The sequence below is a fragment of the Mangrovimonas aestuarii genome, assembly GCF_028767185.1.
Taxonomy (GTDB): Bacteria; Bacteroidota; Bacteroidia; order Flavobacteriales; family Flavobacteriaceae; genus Mangrovimonas_B; species Mangrovimonas_B aestuarii.
Genome location: NZ_JARACK010000004.1, coordinates 145,832 through 163,785 on the forward strand (window position 1 = coordinate 145,832; position 17,954 = coordinate 163,785).

General features: G+C 37.2%; 16 protein-coding genes. 9 read left to right on the plus strand and 7 right to left on the minus strand.

Annotation, left to right across the window (positions count from 1 at the left end; all coding sequences use genetic code 11):
- Positions 1–34: 34 nt before the first annotated feature.
- Entirely contained in the window at positions 35–2,134 is a 2,100-nt protein-coding gene (locus PWU04_RS06790; protein ID WP_274475200.1) for a peptide MFS transporter, read from the plus strand.
- 93 nt (positions 2,135–2,227) lie between these two features.
- Complete coding sequence (locus tag PWU04_RS06795) at positions 2,228–2,773, plus strand: thioredoxin family protein (RefSeq protein WP_274475201.1); 546 nt, start codon at positions 2,228–2,230, stop codon at positions 2,771–2,773.
- Between the two features lie 27 nt (positions 2,774–2,800).
- On the opposite strand, the gene PWU04_RS06800 is transcribed toward PWU04_RS06795, so the two are convergent.
- The 5 genes from PWU04_RS06800 to surE are packed head-to-tail and all read right to left on the minus strand — an operon-like array spanning position 2,801 to position 7,545.
- Positions 2,801–4,831 carry a ComEC/Rec2 family competence protein gene (locus PWU04_RS06800; RefSeq protein WP_274475202.1) on the minus strand — a complete coding sequence of 677 codons (2,031 nt, stop codon included), beginning with the start codon at positions 4,829–4,831 and terminating at the stop codon, positions 2,801–2,803.
- A 20-nt stretch (positions 4,832–4,851) separates the two neighbouring features.
- On the minus strand, positions 4,852–5,358 hold the full coding sequence (locus PWU04_RS06805) for a C40 family peptidase (protein WP_274475203.1): 507 nt from the start codon (positions 5,356–5,358) through the stop codon (positions 4,852–4,854).
- Positions 5,359–5,367: 9 nt separating this feature from the next.
- Positions 5,368–6,483: a lipid-A-disaccharide synthase gene (gene lpxB / locus PWU04_RS06810; protein ID WP_274475204.1), complete on the minus strand. Its 1,116-nt coding sequence runs from the start codon at positions 6,481–6,483 to the stop codon at positions 5,368–5,370.
- Positions 6,484–6,491: 8 nt separating this feature from the next.
- A complete protein-coding gene (locus PWU04_RS06815; RefSeq protein ID WP_274475205.1) occupies positions 6,492–6,776 on the minus strand; it encodes a hypothetical protein in 285 nt (94 codons plus the stop codon).
- The gene (gene surE, locus PWU04_RS06820) at positions 6,769–7,545 is read right to left on the minus strand and encodes a 5'/3'-nucleotidase SurE (RefSeq protein WP_274475207.1); all 777 of its coding nucleotides are present in this window, start codon (positions 7,543–7,545) and stop codon (positions 6,769–6,771) included. Before surE ends, PWU04_RS06815 begins: the two co-directional genes overlap by 8 nt.
- A gap of 316 nt (positions 7,546–7,861) precedes the next feature.
- Here surE and PWU04_RS06825 point away from each other — a divergent pair, with 316 nt between their 5' ends.
- Entirely contained in the window at positions 7,862–9,994 is a 2,133-nt protein-coding gene (locus PWU04_RS06825) for a carboxy terminal-processing peptidase (protein WP_274475209.1), read from the plus strand.
- Between the two features lie 9 nt (positions 9,995–10,003).
- Positions 10,004–11,095 carry an ABC transporter permease gene (locus tag PWU04_RS06830; protein WP_274475210.1) on the plus strand — a complete coding sequence of 364 codons (1,092 nt, stop codon included), beginning with the start codon at positions 10,004–10,006 and terminating at the stop codon, positions 11,093–11,095.
- Positions 11,096–11,126: 31 nt separating this feature from the next.
- On the opposite strand, the gene yihA is transcribed toward PWU04_RS06830, so the two are convergent.
- Both yihA and PWU04_RS06840 read right to left on the minus strand, forming a co-directional pair.
- Positions 11,127–11,735: a ribosome biogenesis GTP-binding protein YihA/YsxC gene (gene yihA / locus PWU04_RS06835; RefSeq protein WP_274475212.1), complete on the minus strand. Its 609-nt coding sequence runs from the start codon at positions 11,733–11,735 to the stop codon at positions 11,127–11,129.
- Between the two features lie 10 nt (positions 11,736–11,745).
- On the minus strand, positions 11,746–12,510 hold the full coding sequence (locus PWU04_RS06840; protein ID WP_274475213.1) for an alpha/beta fold hydrolase: 765 nt from the start codon (positions 12,508–12,510) through the stop codon (positions 11,746–11,748).
- A gap of 300 nt (positions 12,511–12,810) precedes the next feature.
- Here PWU04_RS06840 and mraZ point away from each other — a divergent pair, with 300 nt between their 5' ends.
- From mraZ to PWU04_RS06865, 5 genes are all read left to right on the plus strand, one after another.
- On the plus strand, positions 12,811–13,281 hold the full coding sequence (gene mraZ / locus PWU04_RS06845; protein ID WP_274475214.1) for a division/cell wall cluster transcriptional repressor MraZ: 471 nt from the start codon (positions 12,811–12,813) through the stop codon (positions 13,279–13,281).
- Positions 13,268–14,164: a 16S rRNA (cytosine(1402)-N(4))-methyltransferase RsmH gene (rsmH, locus tag PWU04_RS06850; protein ID WP_274475215.1), complete on the plus strand. Its 897-nt coding sequence runs from the start codon at positions 13,268–13,270 to the stop codon at positions 14,162–14,164. Before mraZ ends, rsmH begins: the two co-directional genes overlap by 14 nt.
- The gene (locus PWU04_RS06855) at positions 14,161–14,478 is read left to right on the plus strand and encodes an FtsL-like putative cell division protein (RefSeq protein WP_274475216.1); all 318 of its coding nucleotides are present in this window, start codon (positions 14,161–14,163) and stop codon (positions 14,476–14,478) included. The genes rsmH and PWU04_RS06855 overlap by 4 nt, the downstream gene beginning before the upstream one ends.
- A 62-nt stretch (positions 14,479–14,540) precedes the next feature.
- On the plus strand, positions 14,541–16,493 hold the full coding sequence (locus PWU04_RS06860; protein WP_274475375.1) for a penicillin-binding protein: 1,953 nt from the start codon (positions 14,541–14,543) through the stop codon (positions 16,491–16,493).
- Positions 16,490–17,953: a UDP-N-acetylmuramoyl-L-alanyl-D-glutamate--2,6-diaminopimelate ligase gene (locus PWU04_RS06865; protein WP_274475217.1), complete on the plus strand. Its 1,464-nt coding sequence runs from the start codon at positions 16,490–16,492 to the stop codon at positions 17,951–17,953. The genes PWU04_RS06860 and PWU04_RS06865 overlap by 4 nt, the downstream gene beginning before the upstream one ends.
- Position 17,954 lies beyond the last annotated feature (1 nt).

The following is a 17,954-nucleotide window of genomic DNA, read 5'->3' on the forward strand; positions in this document are numbered from 1 at the left end:
TACTGACTAAATTATAACTGACTAAATAATTTGTATGAACACGGATATTCAAAACCTGTTTAAAGATAAAGTATTAGGGCACCCTGGGGGGTTGTTTGTATTGTTTTTTACCGAGATGTGGGAGCGCTTTTCATTCTATGGAATGCGTGTGTTATTGGTGAACTTTTTAACCATGGCCGTTATAGGTTACAATCCTGGATGGGAATGGACGGCTGAAAACGCAGGTGCATTATTCGGTACTTATGCTATGCTTCTTTATATCACCCCAATTCTTGGAGGGGTTATTGCAGATAGAATAACTGGTTACCGTTGGGCCGTAATTATAGGAGCAATTATTATGACCCTTGGACATGCTTCTATGGCCCTGGAAACTGAGTTTTCACTTTATTTAGGACTTGGGTTACTTGTGCTAGGAACAGGGTTCTTTAAGCCTAATATCACATCAATCATTTCTGAAATGTATAAAGAGAATCCAGAAAAGAAGGATGGGGCTTATACCATTTTCTATATGGGCGTAAATGCAGGAGCCTTCTTTGGTATGATGTTATGTGGTTATTTGGCAGAACGTATTGGTTGGTCATGGGGATTCGGTTTGGCAGGTATTTTTATGTTATTGGGAACCCTTCAGTTTTGGTTGTCTAAGCCTTTATTTGGAAAGATTGGTGGTGTGCCGGAAAAAGATGAAATAGCAGCAACACAACAAAAAGAAGTTGGTTCTGATGATGAAGATACTGAGAAACGTAATCCGTTTACGTCTTTAGATAAAATATTGATAGCATTAAGTGCTATTATTGGTTTAGGGTATGCTATTAACGACCCGATGTCTAAAATTGCAAACATCGATATGTTCGCATGGTTGAAGATGGGGAATCTAGACGGTCAATATGTAGCAGTTATTTTCGGATTGGTATTGTTCCTGTTTTTGGTGATTAGTCGTATATCGCGTTATACCAAAGTTATTCGAGACAGGATGATTGCCTTTATCATATTTGCTTTCTTTACAGTATTCTTCTGGATGAGTTTTGAGCAAGGAGCTTCTTCTTTGATTCTTTTTGCACGTGATAATGTAGATCGTTTATTAAGTGGTAATGCTGCGATAACCTATAATATTGTTAATGCATTACTTACTGTAATTCCATTGGCAATAATTTCATGGGTATTGTACCTGTTATGGAAAAAGACTTACAACAAAATTCCTGGTTCTAATATAGTATTAGTGGTATGTTTTGCTTTTATGTGGGGAATTGTTGGTTGGATGTTAAACCGAGATTTTATTACTAAGGCATATAATGTTACTTATAGTGCAGTTCAAACCCCGAGTTTAGACGAACAGGGTAATCCTATGGTAGATGAAGCCGGAAATGCTCTTTTTGACTATTTTCCTGTAACAGAAAACATGGAGCTAACTGGTATTGAAACAATAGTGGAACGCACCGCTCGTATAGCAGAACCTAAGAACTTTGAAGTAGGGCAGGAAATAAATATAACCAATACAGATAACGATAAGACATCCTTCGGATATCTTACACCAAATAGATTAGAGAAGGCTAGGGAATATGGTCAATCTTTAAATCGTGATAATGGAGTGGTAAAAGCAAAGGTTTCCGAAATAAAGAGTAACGAAGTTGAAATCACGGTTTCGTGGTTCAGTATACTAAACTCGTTTTTTATTATTGTATTTGCTTCTTTCTTCTCTAAATGGTGGGAGAGTAAGTATAATCCAAGTGCCGCAACTAAGTATGCTCTTGGATTAATTATTATGGCTGTAGGTTTTGGGTTATTGGCCTTTGGTTCGCATGGTATTCAAGATGGTATGAAAGTGAGTATGGTATGGCTTATTTTAGCTTATTTGTTCCATACCCTAGGGGAACTTTGTTTATCTCCAGTAGGATTATCATACGTTAGTAAGTTAGTGCCGGCCAGAATGATTGCGTTAATGTTTGGTATGTGGTATTTGGCTATTGCTATTGGTAATAAATTGGCTGCTGTAATTGGTGGACAAATTGAGAATATTACAAAAGAATATAACCTATCTACGTTTTTCCTTATTTTTACTATTGTGCCTGTTATTGCTGGTTTAATAGTGTTAGCACTTAATCCAGTGTTAAAAAAATTAATGCACGGAGTAAAATAGTTTTTAGGAAAACTTTTGTAACTTTTAAGGGCATAAAACAAATTGAAGCAGAACGCGTTATTTTGTTTTATGCCCTTCTAAATTAAAAGATGTATGAAACAGTTGTTGAGTGTTTTTTTCTTGTTTTGTTTTGTCCAGTTTAGTGTTGCCCAGGAGATTAATTGGGTGTCTCTTGACAAGGCCATGGAATTACAGGAAAAAGAGCCTAGAAAGATTATGATAGATATGTACACCAGTTGGTGTGGGCCATGTAAAATGTTGGACAAAAACACGTTTCATAATAAAGATGTAGTAGAGTATGTAAATAATAACTACTATGCCGTGAAGTTTAATGCCGAGGGAGATGATACAGTTACTTTTAAAGGGAATACTTATACAAACCCTGAATATGACCCAGCGAGAGCCAGAACGAGAAATTCGGCCCATCAGTTGGCTCGTTATTTCCAAATAACGGCTTACCCAACGATTGTCTTTCTAGATGAAGAAGGGACTTTGTTAGTGCCCTTAAGAGGTTATAAAACTCCACAACAATTGGAGTTATATCTTAAAATGTTCAAGAACAATGATCATAAGGGTATGACATCCCAAGAGGAATTTAATGAATATTACAAGTCGTTTAAAAACGAGTTTACAAATTAGTGTTAATTGTTATTAGGCCTTTTAGGTCTATTCAATGATGAAAGCTCCCTTTTTTCCAGTATGGTGGAAAGGGAGTTTTTGCTTTTTACAAGTATTGTGCCAACGACTTACATAGTTTGTATAATTGCTCCCATCTGCAATAATCACTTTTGGCTTTAGTGCTTCAATAAGACGGTTTAAATTGATTTTTGGGGAGTAGCTAAGCAGAATATAGTCAGGATGAAATTGCTTTACTTGATAGGCTCCAAGGCTATCTATAACCATAAGTGTTTTTCCATTAATAGTATAAATGTTTTTCATAGGTTCAGATTCCTCCTCTTTAATTTTTTCTGATGTTTTATAGTTGTTTAGTGTTGTGTTAATACAGGTTGTTTCCAGTCTGGTGTTATATGCAATATTTAATTTATGTCCTTGCTGAATCCCTATTAATGTTTGTTTGGATCTATGGAAAATAATTAGCTTGTTGTTGGAAGTGTTATACTCAGAAGCGATTAAACTCGTTTGAAAAATCAGAAGTACTGATAATAAAACCAAAACACTGCTTGAGCGTTTCTTTTTAATTAGATTATAAATGCTGAGAAGTATTAAATACCCAATGAAAACCTGAAACAGGTTTATTGAAATCTCTGAAATTACAAAGGTGTTATGACTAGCAATCCATGCTACGGACTTATTCATGGTGTCAATGAAGAACCCTAAAATGTCAGCCATAAATTGAGGTAACAAGTTGAGTGAGGCAAGGGTGAGTACCAGTATTCCAAATCCCAAAATGAAAGTGATAAAAGGGATAATTATCAAATTAGATAACCAGAACAAACCTGCTACTTTATGAAAATAGAATAAACTCAAGGGCAGCACTCCTAGTTGAGCGGAAATACTAACGGAGAGTATGTCCAAAAGTTTTCTGATTAAAAAATGGGCTGATGAATATAGATTACTAAAAAGCTTATGGAAACCCACTATGGAGAACACAGCGCAATAGCTCAGTTGAAAACCTACATCAAATAAAATCATGGGATGAGCCAATAAGATTATAAAGGCAGAAAGTACTAGCGTATTGAAAATGTTTGTTGGGTGCTTCAGTCCCATTCCAATAGTCACCAAAGTAAACATTGTAGTGGCACGACATACCGATGCAGACAGGCCGGTTATTACAGCAAATACCCAAATTAAAATAATAACTACAATCGACTTGATTGTTTTCCCATTTTTTAAGTGTTCTAAAGGTTTAAATATAAATAGTAGCAACATGGTGACAATCCCTATATGTAGTCCTGATATGGCTAGTATATGAACAGCTCCAGCGTTAACATAGCTTTTGTAAATGTCATCATTTAAATCTTGCCGTTGCCCAAGTAACAGCGCATTAATTACAGACCCTTCATCTGTTGAAAAGTTATAATTGTCCAGACTTTCATTAATATGAGATCTTAATTTGTCGGCATAACCCAGCAAAGTATTTGATTGATTTTTTAAGGGAATTAATTCATTCCTGTTTGAATAGATTTGGTGGTAGAGATACTGTCGTTCTAAATACGCTTTATAATTAAACTGACCAGGGTTTAGTGGGGGGCGTATCTCATGTAGTTTTGCTTTGGTGATAAATAGATCATCAACTCTTATAATTTTGTATAAAGAATCTTTTTTGAAGTTGAGAAGAGCATTTCCTGATACTACAGTGTTATTTAGTTTTAGAATGTCGACAACATATTTGTTGTAGTACGAACTGCTCTTTAATATTTTTCTAACTCTTAATTGAATGTAACCCTCTTGGTTTTCAATGTTATGGTGGGTATAATGAGAGTTTTTTAGTTTGGGAGAGTGAAGTTGATAGCTTAATATGCCAATGGTAAAGGCTGTGATCAGCATTGTAATGCTAAAATATGGCTGGGGCTTAAATCGTTGTCTAAAAATGTGAAGTAGTAAAGCGCTAAGTCCCAAAAAAAGAATACAGCAGCTAATGATTACCTTAATATCGATACTAAGGTAATGGGCTGTTAAAATACCACCAATAGTTCCGGTAGTGAGAAATATTATGGGGGTGTTGAGGGATTTCACCCCTTTAAGTTAATGAAATTTTACAAAACTCTGCGTGCTTCAACAAAAGCGTAATGCCAATATTGTTCAGCTAAAGAGGAAATTATAACACCTTTACTTGTTGTGGAGTGGATAAACTCCACGCGACCTGTTCTAGAAGTAACAACTAGTCCAACATGGTTAATGCTGCCGCGTTTCTTTTTGCTGGTTTTAAAAAAAAGTAAATCACCCTCTCGGACGTCAGTTATGCTGATTTTAGAGCCTCTTGTGGCCATATCCCTTGAAACTCTTGGAAGACTAATGTTTGCTTCTAAAAAAGAAGTGTAAACTAATCCAGAACAGTCCATCCCTTTTTTTGTTGTTCCTCCCGTTTTGTATTTAACACCTTCATAGGCTTTGGCATTGGTAACTACTTTTTGGGAAATATTATTTGAGCTTGATTTTTTGTTTTTACTGTGCTCTGCCCTTGACGTTGTTTGGTGTTTTGATGAACTACAGCTAGAAAGGCCAATTGCAATAAGTAGGATGAGGGGTAGAATTCGCTTCATGTGTTTAGGTTAGGTTATAGATTTGAAAATTAGTTTAGCGGTATTTTCACTGGCGCCTTTTCCTCCTAGCTTTTTTTCCAATTCATAGTAGGCTAAAAATAATTTGTAACGCTCTTGGGGTTCGAGAATTTTATCGAGTTCTTTTCTTAATTGTTTTGTGGTAAAATCATTTTGGATGAGTTCCTTAACAACTTCCTTGTCCATAATTAAGTTGACTAAGGAAATGTATTTTATGTGTTTAACCAATCGTTTGCCTATTTGGTAGGACAACCAACTTCCTTTATAGCAAACCACTTCTGGAACTTTAAACAAAGCAGTCTCTAGTGTAGCTGTTCCTGACGTTACCAATGCCGCAACAGATACACTTAACAGGTCGTAAGTTCTGTTGGTAACAAAATGCATGTTAGGGTTTGTGATAAACTGTTGGTAGAAATTGTATTCTTGACTTGGTGCTCCTGCGATGACAAACTGGTAATCTGGGTAGTGGTCAACGACACTTAGCATGACTGAGAGCATTTTTTTTATTTCTTGTTTTCGACTCCCTGGAAGAATAGCGATAATAGGTTTTTCACTAAGCTCGTGTTGAGCTCTGAATTCGTATTCGTCAATTTGAGTTCTATTAGAAATGGCATCTATCAATGGATGGCCAACAAAGTGAACGGGGTAGTTGTGTTTACTTTCGTAAAAGTCCTTCTCAAATGGTAGGATAACATACATCTGGTCAACATCGCGTTTAATGGCATTGATGCGTCCTTCTTTCCAAGCCCAAATTTGTGGTGAAATGTAATAGTGGGTGGGAATTCCTTTCTCCTTGGCCCATTTTGCAATGCGAAGGTTAAAGCCAGGGTAGTCAATAAAAATAATGACGTCTGGATTGTATTCCTCAATATCTTTTTTACAGAAATTTAGGTTTCCGGCAATGGTTCTGATGTTCATCAAGACCTCTGCAAATCCCATAAAGGCCAAATCCCTGTAATGTTTTACTAAAGTGCCGCCTACTGATTGCATTAAATCCCCTCCCCAAAAACGGAATTCAGCATTAACATCTTCTTGTTGTAATGCTTTCATGAGGTTTGACCCGTGTAGATCGCCCGATGCTTCTCCTGCTATAATGTAATATTTCATATAAGACTTTAGAAAAACTTATATATAAAGGTGAACACGGCAACCATAACTGTAGCCAATAAAACACCTCGTGCTCGATAGTCCTGTCGTTTTCTTATAAAGATAAAAAAGGCGATTAGGTTGAGTATAGCGCCTAAGCTTATCAGTTTAGTCAAAAAACCTTCGGCCTTGGCCTGCTGTAATGTTACATCTATACTTTCGCCTGATCCAAGGATTAGTGCTGCTAAAATCAGTCCTAAAATGTTAGCAATAAGCCCAACGAATATTCCAATGGCTACCTCTTTCTTAATCATTTAAATTCCAAGTGTTAATATGTTGCATGGCATGATGTGCCGTAAAATCAAAATGAACAGGAACTATAGAGACATAATTGTGTTCTAATGCCCATTCGTCTGTGTCCTCTCCTTTGTCCAAATTGACAAACTTTCCCGTTAGCCAATAATAGTCCCTGCCTTGAGGGTTTTTGCGTTTGTCGAACTCCTCTTGCCAATTTGCTTTGGCTTGTCGGCATACTTTTATGCCTTTCAGGTTTTCTGCTTTACAGTTAGGGATGTTTACATTTAAAACCACTTCTTTGGGAATGCCATGTTTAAGGGCGTTCAAAGTTATGGTTTTAACAATATCTCTTGATGTTTCAAAATTGGCATGCCAGTTGTAATCCAATAGGGAAAAACCTATGGCAGGTATGCCTTCAATGCCAGCTTCCAAAGCGGCACTCATGGTTCCTGAGTATATGACATTGATTGATGAATTTGATCCGTGGTTTATACCCGAAACACATAAATCGGGTTTTCGGTTTAAGATTTCTTTTACAGCCAGTTTTACACAATCTGCAGGAGTACCAGAACAACTGTATTCTTTTTGAGGGCCATTATTTATGGTTACTTGTTCAACATATAACGTTGAGTTGATGGTTATGGCATGCCCCATAGCACTTTGAGGACTATCAGGAGCAACAACTACAACATCTCCAATCTCATTCATCACGTCAATTAGATTTCGTAATCCTGGAGCTGTAATGCCGTCATCGTTTGTAACTAATATCAATGGGCGTTTTTTCATAGGAAACATCATATTTTCCTTGCTAAAATACATATTTTCCGATGGATTTAATCAATTTGTGTCGGACAAGGTGCATAATTCTCATAAAAAAGAAAATTTAAAAATCTGACTTAAATTTTCAACAGAGTTGAAGAAGCATGTGAATTTATAAATAGAAGTATTTTTTTGAGCTAAAAAATATTTTTACCTAGAAATCATCGCATTACTTTCAAGGTGTTAGAGATGATTGGGGTTTAACAAAAAATTAGTTTGCAATCGCTTCAATGGCACAGTTTTTTCCCTTAAATTAGTAAAAATTAATAATGCCTAAAGAGTTATGAAAAGGAAGTATAATATTTTTCTCCTAATGCTATTATTGGCGTTCGCCTCTTGTAGCTTTACAACGAAGACATTTGACAATCCAGATAAAGATAAATTACTTGTTCAAGTTATAACTTATGTTCTGGAACGAGGTCATTTTAATCCGAGAGATATGGATGATGAATTTTCAAAGGAAGTTTACGATCATTACCTAGAACAGATTGATCCTTTGAAGCGTTATTTTTATGAGTCGGATATCAAGGAATTTGAAAAGTACAAAACCCTGTTGGACGATCAGTTAAAGGAAACTGATATTACCTTTTTCAATATAACCCATGAACGTTTAATGGAGCGTATTGATGAAAGTAAGATAATCTACAAGGAAATATTAGATCAGCCATTCGACTTCACTAAGGACGAAACTTTTAATGCAGATTATGATAATCTAAGTTTTCCAAAGAGTAAAAAGGAAATGAAAGAGCGTTGGAGACAGCAATTAAAGTTTAATACTATTTCCAATTACGATAATGTCGTTTCACAAGAAGAACAAATACTTGACGAGGATGCTTCTTATGTAATGAAAACTTCTGAAGAAATTGAAAAGGAAGCAAGGGCTGAAACCTTGAAGTCCATAGATATGTATTACAATGACTATGTTGATGATTTACAGCGTAAGGACTGGTTTGCTATTTATATTAATTCAGTGGTTGAAGAGTTCGATCCTCACACCTTCTATTTTGCTCCAGAAGATAAAGATCGTTTCGATCAGCAAATGTCGGGAAAATTGGAAGGAATTGGAGCTAGATTACAGAAACGAAATGATAATACTAAAATAGTTGAGTTAATTTCAGGAGGACCTGCATGGAGAGGTCAAGAACTTGAAGTAGGAGATATCATTATGAAAGTACGTCAGGAAGACGAGAAAGAGTCTGTGAACATAGTTGGTATGCGATTGGATGATGCCATTAAATTGATAAAAGGTCCTAAAGGAACAACTGTTATACTAACTGTTAAAAAAGTTGACGGATCTGTAGAGGACATTAGTATTACTAGGGATATAGTAGAGCTTGAAGAAACCTACGCTAAATCATCAATTGTTGATAAAAATAACAAACATTATGGCGTTATTAACTTGCCTAGGTTTTATATAGATTTTGATGATTATAAGAATCGTAATGCTGCTTCTGATATTAAACAAGAGATAGAGCGTTTGAAGAAACAAGGCATGGAAGGGTTGGTTCTTGATCTTAGAAACAACGGAGGAGGATCTCTGCAAACTGTTGTGGATATTGCAGGCTTGTTCATTAAAGATGGACCAGTTGTTCAGGTACGCACTACTGGAGAGCCAAAGGAAGTGCTTGAAGATAAGGATAAAGCAATTGTTTGGGATGGGCCATTAGTGATTTTGGTTAATGAGTTGTCTGCTTCGGCTTCAGAGATATTGGCTGCTGCGATGCAGGATTATAAGCGTGCTATTATTATTGGTAGTAAACAAACTTATGGAAAAGGAACTGTTCAAAATGTTTTGGATCTAAACCGTATGGTGAGAAACAATACCAATGGTGACCTTGGAGCATTAAAGCTTACCACTCAAAAGTTCTATAGAATCAATGGTGGTTCTACGCAGCTTGAGGGTGTTAAAAGTGATGTAATTGTGCCGGACAGATATAGTTTTATCGATATTGGAGAAAAAGATCAAGATAATCCTCTACCTTGGGATAGTATCGAATCTGTGGATTATGCTATTTGGGATAGCTATTTTGATTATGATGCTACTATTAAAAAAAGTATTGATCGTATGAATAATAACAGTCAGCTAAAGTTAATTGAAGAGAATGCGAAATGGATTAAGACTAAAATGGATGAAAAGCAATACTCGCTAAATTATAGCGTCTATAAAGCAGAGCTTGATCAAAATGAAGAAGAGGCAAAGCGTTTCGATAAAATTGAAGACTATCAAACCGATTTAACCTTTGATTCTTTGCCTTATGAAAAAGAACTATTTGCTCAAGATAGTGTGCTTCAGGAAAAACGTGATCGTTGGCATAAGAGTTTAAGTCAGGATGTGTATATGGAGGAGGCTTTAAATGTTTTGGATGACTTACGCATGACTTATTCAATAAAAAAAGTAGCCACAGTAAAAGAGTAACAGATATAGATGAGTGAAACATCACATTCATTATGGTATGTTGCGCTCCAAAAATTCAAAAAGAATTTTTGGGGCGTTTTTAGTTTGTGTTTTATCGTATTGGTAGGGTTTATATCATTGTTTGCGTATGTTTTGGCGCCAGACAATTCTCAATATGCCAATCAAATGCATTTATCCATTCATTCAAAACCACCAGGGTTTGAGGTGCAGATGTTAACTATTCCTTCGGGAGTGGAAGATAGTCAGTCTTTGTTGGGAAGGTTGTTTTTTGGGGAGCGATTTGTTGGTACTGAAACCCCTATTGCCGGTTATCAAATTTTAGGAGACAATTTAGAGTATACCGAATATGCTTCAGATGGTATTGAAGGGTTGAAAAAGTCTCTAAGTCTTTCGGTGTTTTCAGGTGATCCAATCAATAATATAAAGTTAAAAACTTTTCTTCTCGGCACAGATAAGTATGGCCGTGATTTGTTGAGTAGAATTCTAATAGGTTCCCGTATTTCCTTTTCCATTGGTTTTATAGCGGTGTTTATCTCACTGTTAATTGGGGTTTTTTTAGGTAGTCTAGCGGGGTATTATGGGGGGAAGGTTGATGTTTTAATTATGTGGATTATCAATGTAACTTGGTCTATTCCTACGTTGCTTTTGGTGATTGCTATAACACTTGCTTTAGGAAAAGGATTTTGGCAAGTGTTTGTTGCGGTTGGTTTAACGATGTGGGTAGAAGTAGCGCGTGTTGTTCGTGGTCAAATTATGGGGGTTAAGGAAATGCAGTATGTGACTGCTGCCAGAGCACTTGGCTATAATGACTTCAGAATTGTGGCAAAGCATATCTTGCCAAATATAATGGCTCCGGTAATCGTAATTTCGGCGGCAAATTTTGCTGCTGCAATTTTAATTGAGAGTGGATTAAGTTTCTTGGGGATCGGAGCGCAGCCACCAATGGCGAGTTGGGGAGCAATGATTAAGGATCACTACAATTATATTATACTCGGCAAACCTTATTTGGCCTTAATTCCCGGTGTGTGCATTATGAGTTTGGTAATGGCTTTTATGCTAATAGGAAATGCATTAAGGGATGCTTTAGATGTGAAAGGTTAGAATTTTAAGAGCGGTAGTATTTTTTTATAACCTATTTTTTTTGGTTGAGTTCAATATTTATACCGTTAATAAACTCTAGTACTTCGTCACGTCCAATGCCTTTGCTTGAAGATGTAATAAAGTAATGTGGGCATTCTTCCCAGAACTCAAGTAGTGTATTTTTATAAGCCTCTACATTGCGCTCAATGGCATTTGGTTTTAACTTGTCTGCTTTGGTGAAAATTATGGAAAAAGGAATCATGTTTTCTCCTAGCCATTGCATAAATTCTAAATCTATAGTTTGGGGCTCGTGACGAATATCAACCAAAACAAAAGCAGATACTAGTTGCTTACGCTTACTGAAATACGACGTGATAAACTTCTGAAAGGTCTTTTTTGCAGATTTAGATACACGTGCATAGCCATAACCGGGTAAATCAACCAGATACCAATTCTTGTTAATGATGAAATGGTTTATTAATTGAGTTTTTCCAGGTCTTCCAGAGGTTTTTGCAAGACTTCTTCTCTGGGTCAACATGTTTATCAATGATGATTTCCCGACGTTACTGCGTCCAATAAATGCATATTCTGGTAAGAAATCCTTTGGGCATTTCGCTACATCGGAATTACTCATTACAAAATCAGCTGATTTAATCTGCATAGGGTTTTGTTTATAGGCCGCGCTCATTTAGCCAGCGTTCTAAAATACTGTTAAACTCTTCAGGGTGCTCCATCATCGCAGCGTGCCCACACTTATCAATCCAAAATAACTTGGAATCGGGCAGCAGTGTGTTAAATTCTTCTGCTACCTCTGGAGGGGTAACTTTATCATTTTTACCCCAAATAATACAAGTTGGAGTGTGCATTTTTGGCAGATCCTTGGCCATATTGTGACGGATTGCACTTTTGGCAATAGCTAGGGTTTTTACCAATTTGTTTCTGTCATTTACTGTAGCGTAAACTTCATCTACAATTTCCTTGGTAGCAACTTCTGGATCGTAAAAAACATCCTGAGCTTTTTTCTTAATAACCTCGTAGTCGCTTCTTTTTGTGTAGCCGCTTCCCATGGCGCTTTCGTATAGGCCGGAGCTTCCCGTAATGATAAGAGCTTTTACTTTTTTGGGATACAGTTTTGTGTGGTAAAGTCCAATATGTCCACCTAGTGAATTACCTAAAAGAATAACTTCGTCAAACCCTTTAAACTCAATAAAGTCATGAAGGTACTTTGCAAAGCTCTTCACATTGGTTTTTAAAAGTGACATTGTGTAGATGGGTAATTCCGGTATAATAACACTGTAGCCATTTTTGCTGAAGTGCTGGGTTACAGCATCGAAATTGCTTAAACCGCCCATTAAGCCATGAAGTACAATTATTGGGGTGCCTTTACCAACTTCTAAATAACTGAACTCTTTTTCTTTTATTAAACGATGCGTCATCAATGTTGATTAGTCAGTTTCACTAAAAAACAAATATAGTCAAATCATTTGTATTACAACCATAGATGAGGAAAAGGTAATATAAGCTTGACCTTTGGGATATTAACAATAATGCGCTTTTAGCGGGTTTTGTGTATAAGTGTTTGATACTGAATTGTAATCTGCTTTCCTGGTAGTGTTGGTCTTGTAAGTGGTGGATTGCAGTGGGGAATTTATCAACAAAGTGGTAAAAAGTGGTAAAATGTGGAGTAATTTTTAATATATTTGAAAATCAAACCATTTGTAATAAAACAATTTTTTGTGACCTCATTAATAGGAGTATACGAATGCAAAGTAGACGCTAAAGGGCGGATGATGATGCCTGCTGCGCTCAAAAAGCAGATGACTCCTATGTTGCAAAATGGTTTTGTGATAAAGCGCTCGGTTTTTCAATCTTGTTTGGAATTGTATCCAATGGAGGAGTGGGAGCGCCTTATGCAAAAAATGAACAAACTTAATAGGTTTAACAAAAAGAACAACGACTTTATTCGTCGGTTTACTGCTGGAGTTAAAGTAGTGGAAGTTGATGGGAATGGACGTTTGTTGATTCCTAAAGACTTAGTTGTTTTTGCGGGTATATCAAAAGATATTGTGGTGTCGTCGGCAATCAACATTGTTGAGATTTGGGATAAAGATGGTTATGAAAAGCAAATCGCTGGCGATGACGACGATTTTGCTGCTTTAGCTGAAGAAGTAATGGGATTTGATAATGAAGACTATGGAATATCATAAGCCGGTATTGTTAATGGAGACTGTTGATGGTTTGAATATCAAGCCTGATGGTGTGTATGTGGATGTGACCTTTGGAGGTGGTGGGCATAGTCGTGAGATATTGAGCAGGCTTGGTGAAAAGGGTAAGTTGTTTGCTTTTGATCAAGATAAAGACGCATTGGAAAATGCAATAGATGATAAGCGTTTTACATTGATTAATGAGAATTTTAGATACCTAAAAAGGTTTTTAAGGTTCTATGGTGTTCGTGAAGTTGATGGTGTTTTGGGTGATTTTGGTGTGTCTTCTCATCAGTTTGATGTTGCGGAGCGTGGATTCTCAACACGATTTGAATCTGAATTGGATATGCGCATGAATCAAGATAGTGCGCTTTCGGCGTATCATGTGGTGAATGAATATGAGCAAGAGCAGCTGCGTCAAGTGTTTTGGCAGTATGGGGAGTTGCGTCAGGGTCCTGCTATGGCTCGCGCCATAATAGAGGCGAGGCAGAATGGTGAAATATTAACATCTATTCAATTAAAAGAGGTTTTGAAGCGGTTCTTGCCGCCTAGAAAAGAGAATAAGGTGCTGGCTCAGATTTATCAGGCGATACGCATTGAGGTGAATCAGGAGATAGAGGTTCTTAAAGAGTTTTTGATGCAGGTTCCTGAAGTGTTAAAAAAAGGAGGTCGCTTGAGTGTGATTTCCTATCATTCCTTAGAAGATCGCTTGGTGAAGCGTTTTATTAGAAACGGAATGTTTGAGGGTGAACCTGAGCGTGATATGTTCGGTAATTTTGAGGTGCCATTAAAAAAAGTAGGCGGGTTGATTGTTCCGACTAAAGAGGAGATTGAAGAAAACAGTAGGGCGCGTAGTGCAAAGTTGAGAATAGCTGAAAAACTATGAAACAAGGAGTTTACGGTTTATTAAAAGGGAAGTTCTTGGTTAATGATGATGCCTTTAAAAACTGGCGCATCATTTTCTTTGTGTCCTTTTTGGCTATTGTAATGATTGCTAGTTCACATAGTGTGGATAGGAAAGTACATGAAATTGCGCGTTTAGGGAATGAAGTTAAAGAGCTGCGATCGTCTTTTATGGATGGGCGTTCAAGGCTTATGAGAATAAAAATGGAATCGAATATAGTGGCGAAGCTCGAATTAAAAGGGGTGAAGCCGTCTGAGATTCCCCCAAAGAAGATTAAAGTTAAATCCCAACAATAGGTTTTGTCTTGGCAGTAAACGAGAAGAACATATTAAATCGAGTGTATTTTTTAGCAGGGTGTATGTTTATCTTCGCGCTTGCTGTGGTGTTCAAGCTGCTCACTATTCAGTTTGTTCATGGTGAAAAGTATCGTGATTTGGCTGAAAAGCGTACGCTTAAGAATGTGGTGATACCTGCAAATCGCGGAAATGTATATGCGGTTGATGGGAGTCTCTTGGCTGCTTCTGTGCCAAAGTATGACATTCGTTTTGATGCCTTGACCCCCAGTGATAAAACGTTTGAAAAATATTTAAAAGGGTTTAGCGATTCATTGTCTGTGTATTTCGGTAAATCTTCAAGTTATTATCAAAAAACATTAAGAAAAGCACGTGCTAACAAAAACCGATATTTTCTTTTGGCGAGAAATCTCGGTTATTCCGATTATATCCGCTTTAGAAGTTTTCCAATGTTAGAGTTAGGGGCTTACAAAGGTGGTTTAATTGTAGAGCAAACTACCAAAAGAGAACACCCGATGGGAGGGATAGCTGAACGCACAATAGGTTATGAACGTGTGGATGAGTCAGGGAACGTAACACGACCAGGAATTGATGGTGCATTTGGGGTTCAGTATTTGCGAGGAAAAGACGGTAAGCGTTTAAAGCAAAAAATAGGTAAGGGTCAATGGAAGCCTGTTATGGACTATAATCAGGTTGAGCCGCAGGATGGATATGATGTTTACACTACTATCGATGTGAATATTCAGGATATAGCTCATCATGCTTTGCTGGAACAATTGGAAAAATATAAAGCTGATCACGGGTGTGTGGTGGTTATGGAAGTTGAAACTGGTGAAATAAGAGCAATCTCAAACTTGGGACGTAGTACGAATGGGAGTTATTACGAGCGCCTGAATTATGCTGTAGGGGAAACTCATGAGCCTGGATCAACTTTTAAACTGATGGCGCTTACTGCGGCTATTGAGGATAAGGTAGTCGATACTAGTGATGTTGTTGACACCGAGAAAGGGGTTATTTCTTTTTACGGGAAAAAAGTGCGTGATTCTAAGCGTGGTGGGTACGGAAAAATTTCTGTAGCTAAAGCTTTTGAAGTGTCGTCGAATACCGGTATCGTTAAGGTGATTGATAAGGCTTACGGGAAGAACCCCAAAAAGTTTGTTGAGCACTTATATGCGATGAATCTTAATCAGCAGCTTGATTTACCAATAATTGGGGAGGGAGAGCCCGTAATTCCTCATCCAGATGATAAAAAACGTTGGAGTGGTATTGCATTGCAGTGGATGGCGTATGGGTATGGAGTGTCGTTTACGCCACTACAAACTTTGACATTCTATAATGCCATTGCAAATGAAGGCGAGATGGTGAAGCCTCAGTTTTTAAAGGAGGTAAGGGAGTTTGATAAAGTGGTGGTGCCGTTTAAAAAAGAAGTGATTAATCCGCAGATATGTTCTAGGGAGACTGTTGTGAAGGTTAAGCAGCTGCTTAAGAACGTGGTGGAGAAAGATCATGGTACCGGGCATAGATTATATTCGTCTAATTTTTCTATGGCGGGGAAAACGGGAACGTGTCAAAAAAACTATTCCAAAAAAGATAAGTTGAGCTATATCTCATCTTTTGCGGGATTCTTCCCTGCAGACGAACCAAAGTACTCTTGTATTGTAGTTATTCATGAGCCAGATAAAAGTGTCGGGTACTATGGAGCTGATGTGTCTGGGCCTGTATTTAAGAAGATTGCTCAAAAAATCCATACAGATACTCCAATTGTAGATGAGTTGGAGTCTTTAGAGGTTGTTGATGCAAATACAGAAAAAGGGTATCAGGAGTACTATGAGGTATCTCAAAAGTATAAAACCATTATGCCTAGTGTAGTTGGGATGCCAGTAATGGATGCTGTTGCGATTCTTGAAAATCTCGGATTGAAGGTGAAGTGTGAAGGGGTTGGGGTTGTGAAAAAGCAATCGGTAGAAAAAGGTCAAAAAGTAAAAACAAATCAAACTGTAGTATTACAAATATCTTGAGTGAGCTAAAAGACATATTATATAAAGTCAATATAGATGCTGTTGTTGGAAACACAAACGTGCATGTAAACAACATTGAGTTCGATTCTCGAAAAGTGTCGCTTAATGATGTTTTTGTGGCAATTAAAGGGTATTCTGTAGACGGTCATGAATATATTGATAAAGCTGTTGCACAGGGGGCATTGGTGGTTATTTGTGAAGCCATGCCAGAGAGTAAGGTGAATGGAGTGACTTATGTTCAAGTGGAAGATTCTTCTCGAGCTTTGGCAATCATGGCTTCTAACTATTATGGTTCGCCATCGGATAACCTTAAGCTAATAGGTGTAACAGGTACTAACGGAAAAACAACAATTGCTAGTTTACTGTATAACTTATTTAAAAAAGCTGGTTATAAAGTAGGGTTGCTATCTACCGTAAAGATTATGGTGGATAATGAAGAGTACAAGGCAACACATACAACACCAGATTCACTGTCTATTAATAAATACTTACACTTAATGAATGACGCAGGGGTGGAGTATTGTTTTATGGAGGTGAGTTCGCATGGTATTCATCAAAACAGAACAGAAGGGCTGCATTTTGGAGGGGGGATTTTCACTAACCTATCCCATGATCATTTGGATTATCACGAAACCTTTGCGGAATACCGTGATGTTAAAAAGCGATTTTTTGATCAGTTGCCAAAGTCGGCTTTTGCTTTGGTTAACATCGATGATAAGAATGGAGCAGTAATGCTTCAGAATACTAAGGCCAAGAAGGTGACCTATGCTTTAAAAGCTTATGCAGATTATAAGGCGGCAATCTTAGAGAATCAATTCAGTGGTTTGTTACTTAAAGTAAATGATCATGAAGTATGGACTAAACTTATCGGAAACTTTAATGCTTATAATATTTTGGCAATTTACGCTACAGCGGAATTGTTGGGGCTGGAATCTGTTGAGGTGCTTCGACTGATTAGTGAGTTGGAAAGCGTGAGTGGACGTTTTCAGTATTTGGTTTCCGGTAATCAGATTACAGCTATAGTAGACTATGCGCATACACCAGATGCTCTTAAGAATGTTTTAGAAACCATTAATGCTATCAGAACCAAAAACGAAAGTTTGATTACGGTTGTTGGTTGTGGTGGTGATCGAGATAAAACCAAGCGCCCTAAAATGGGACATATTGCATCAGCCTTAAGTACGAAAGTGATTTTTACAAGTGATAATCCGAGAAGTGAAGACCCTGATACGATTATTGCGGAAGTTGAAGCTGGTGTAGAGCCTCAAAATACAAGTAAAATACTGTCGATAACGGATAGGAGGCAGGCAATTAAAACTGCTTGTCAATTGGCGCAGTCAAAGGATATTATTTTGATCGCCGGAAAAGGGCATGAAACCTATCAGGAAATCAAAGGAGAACGATTCGATTTTGATGATTTTAAAATTGTTCAGGAATTTTTAAAGCAATTACAGAAATAAT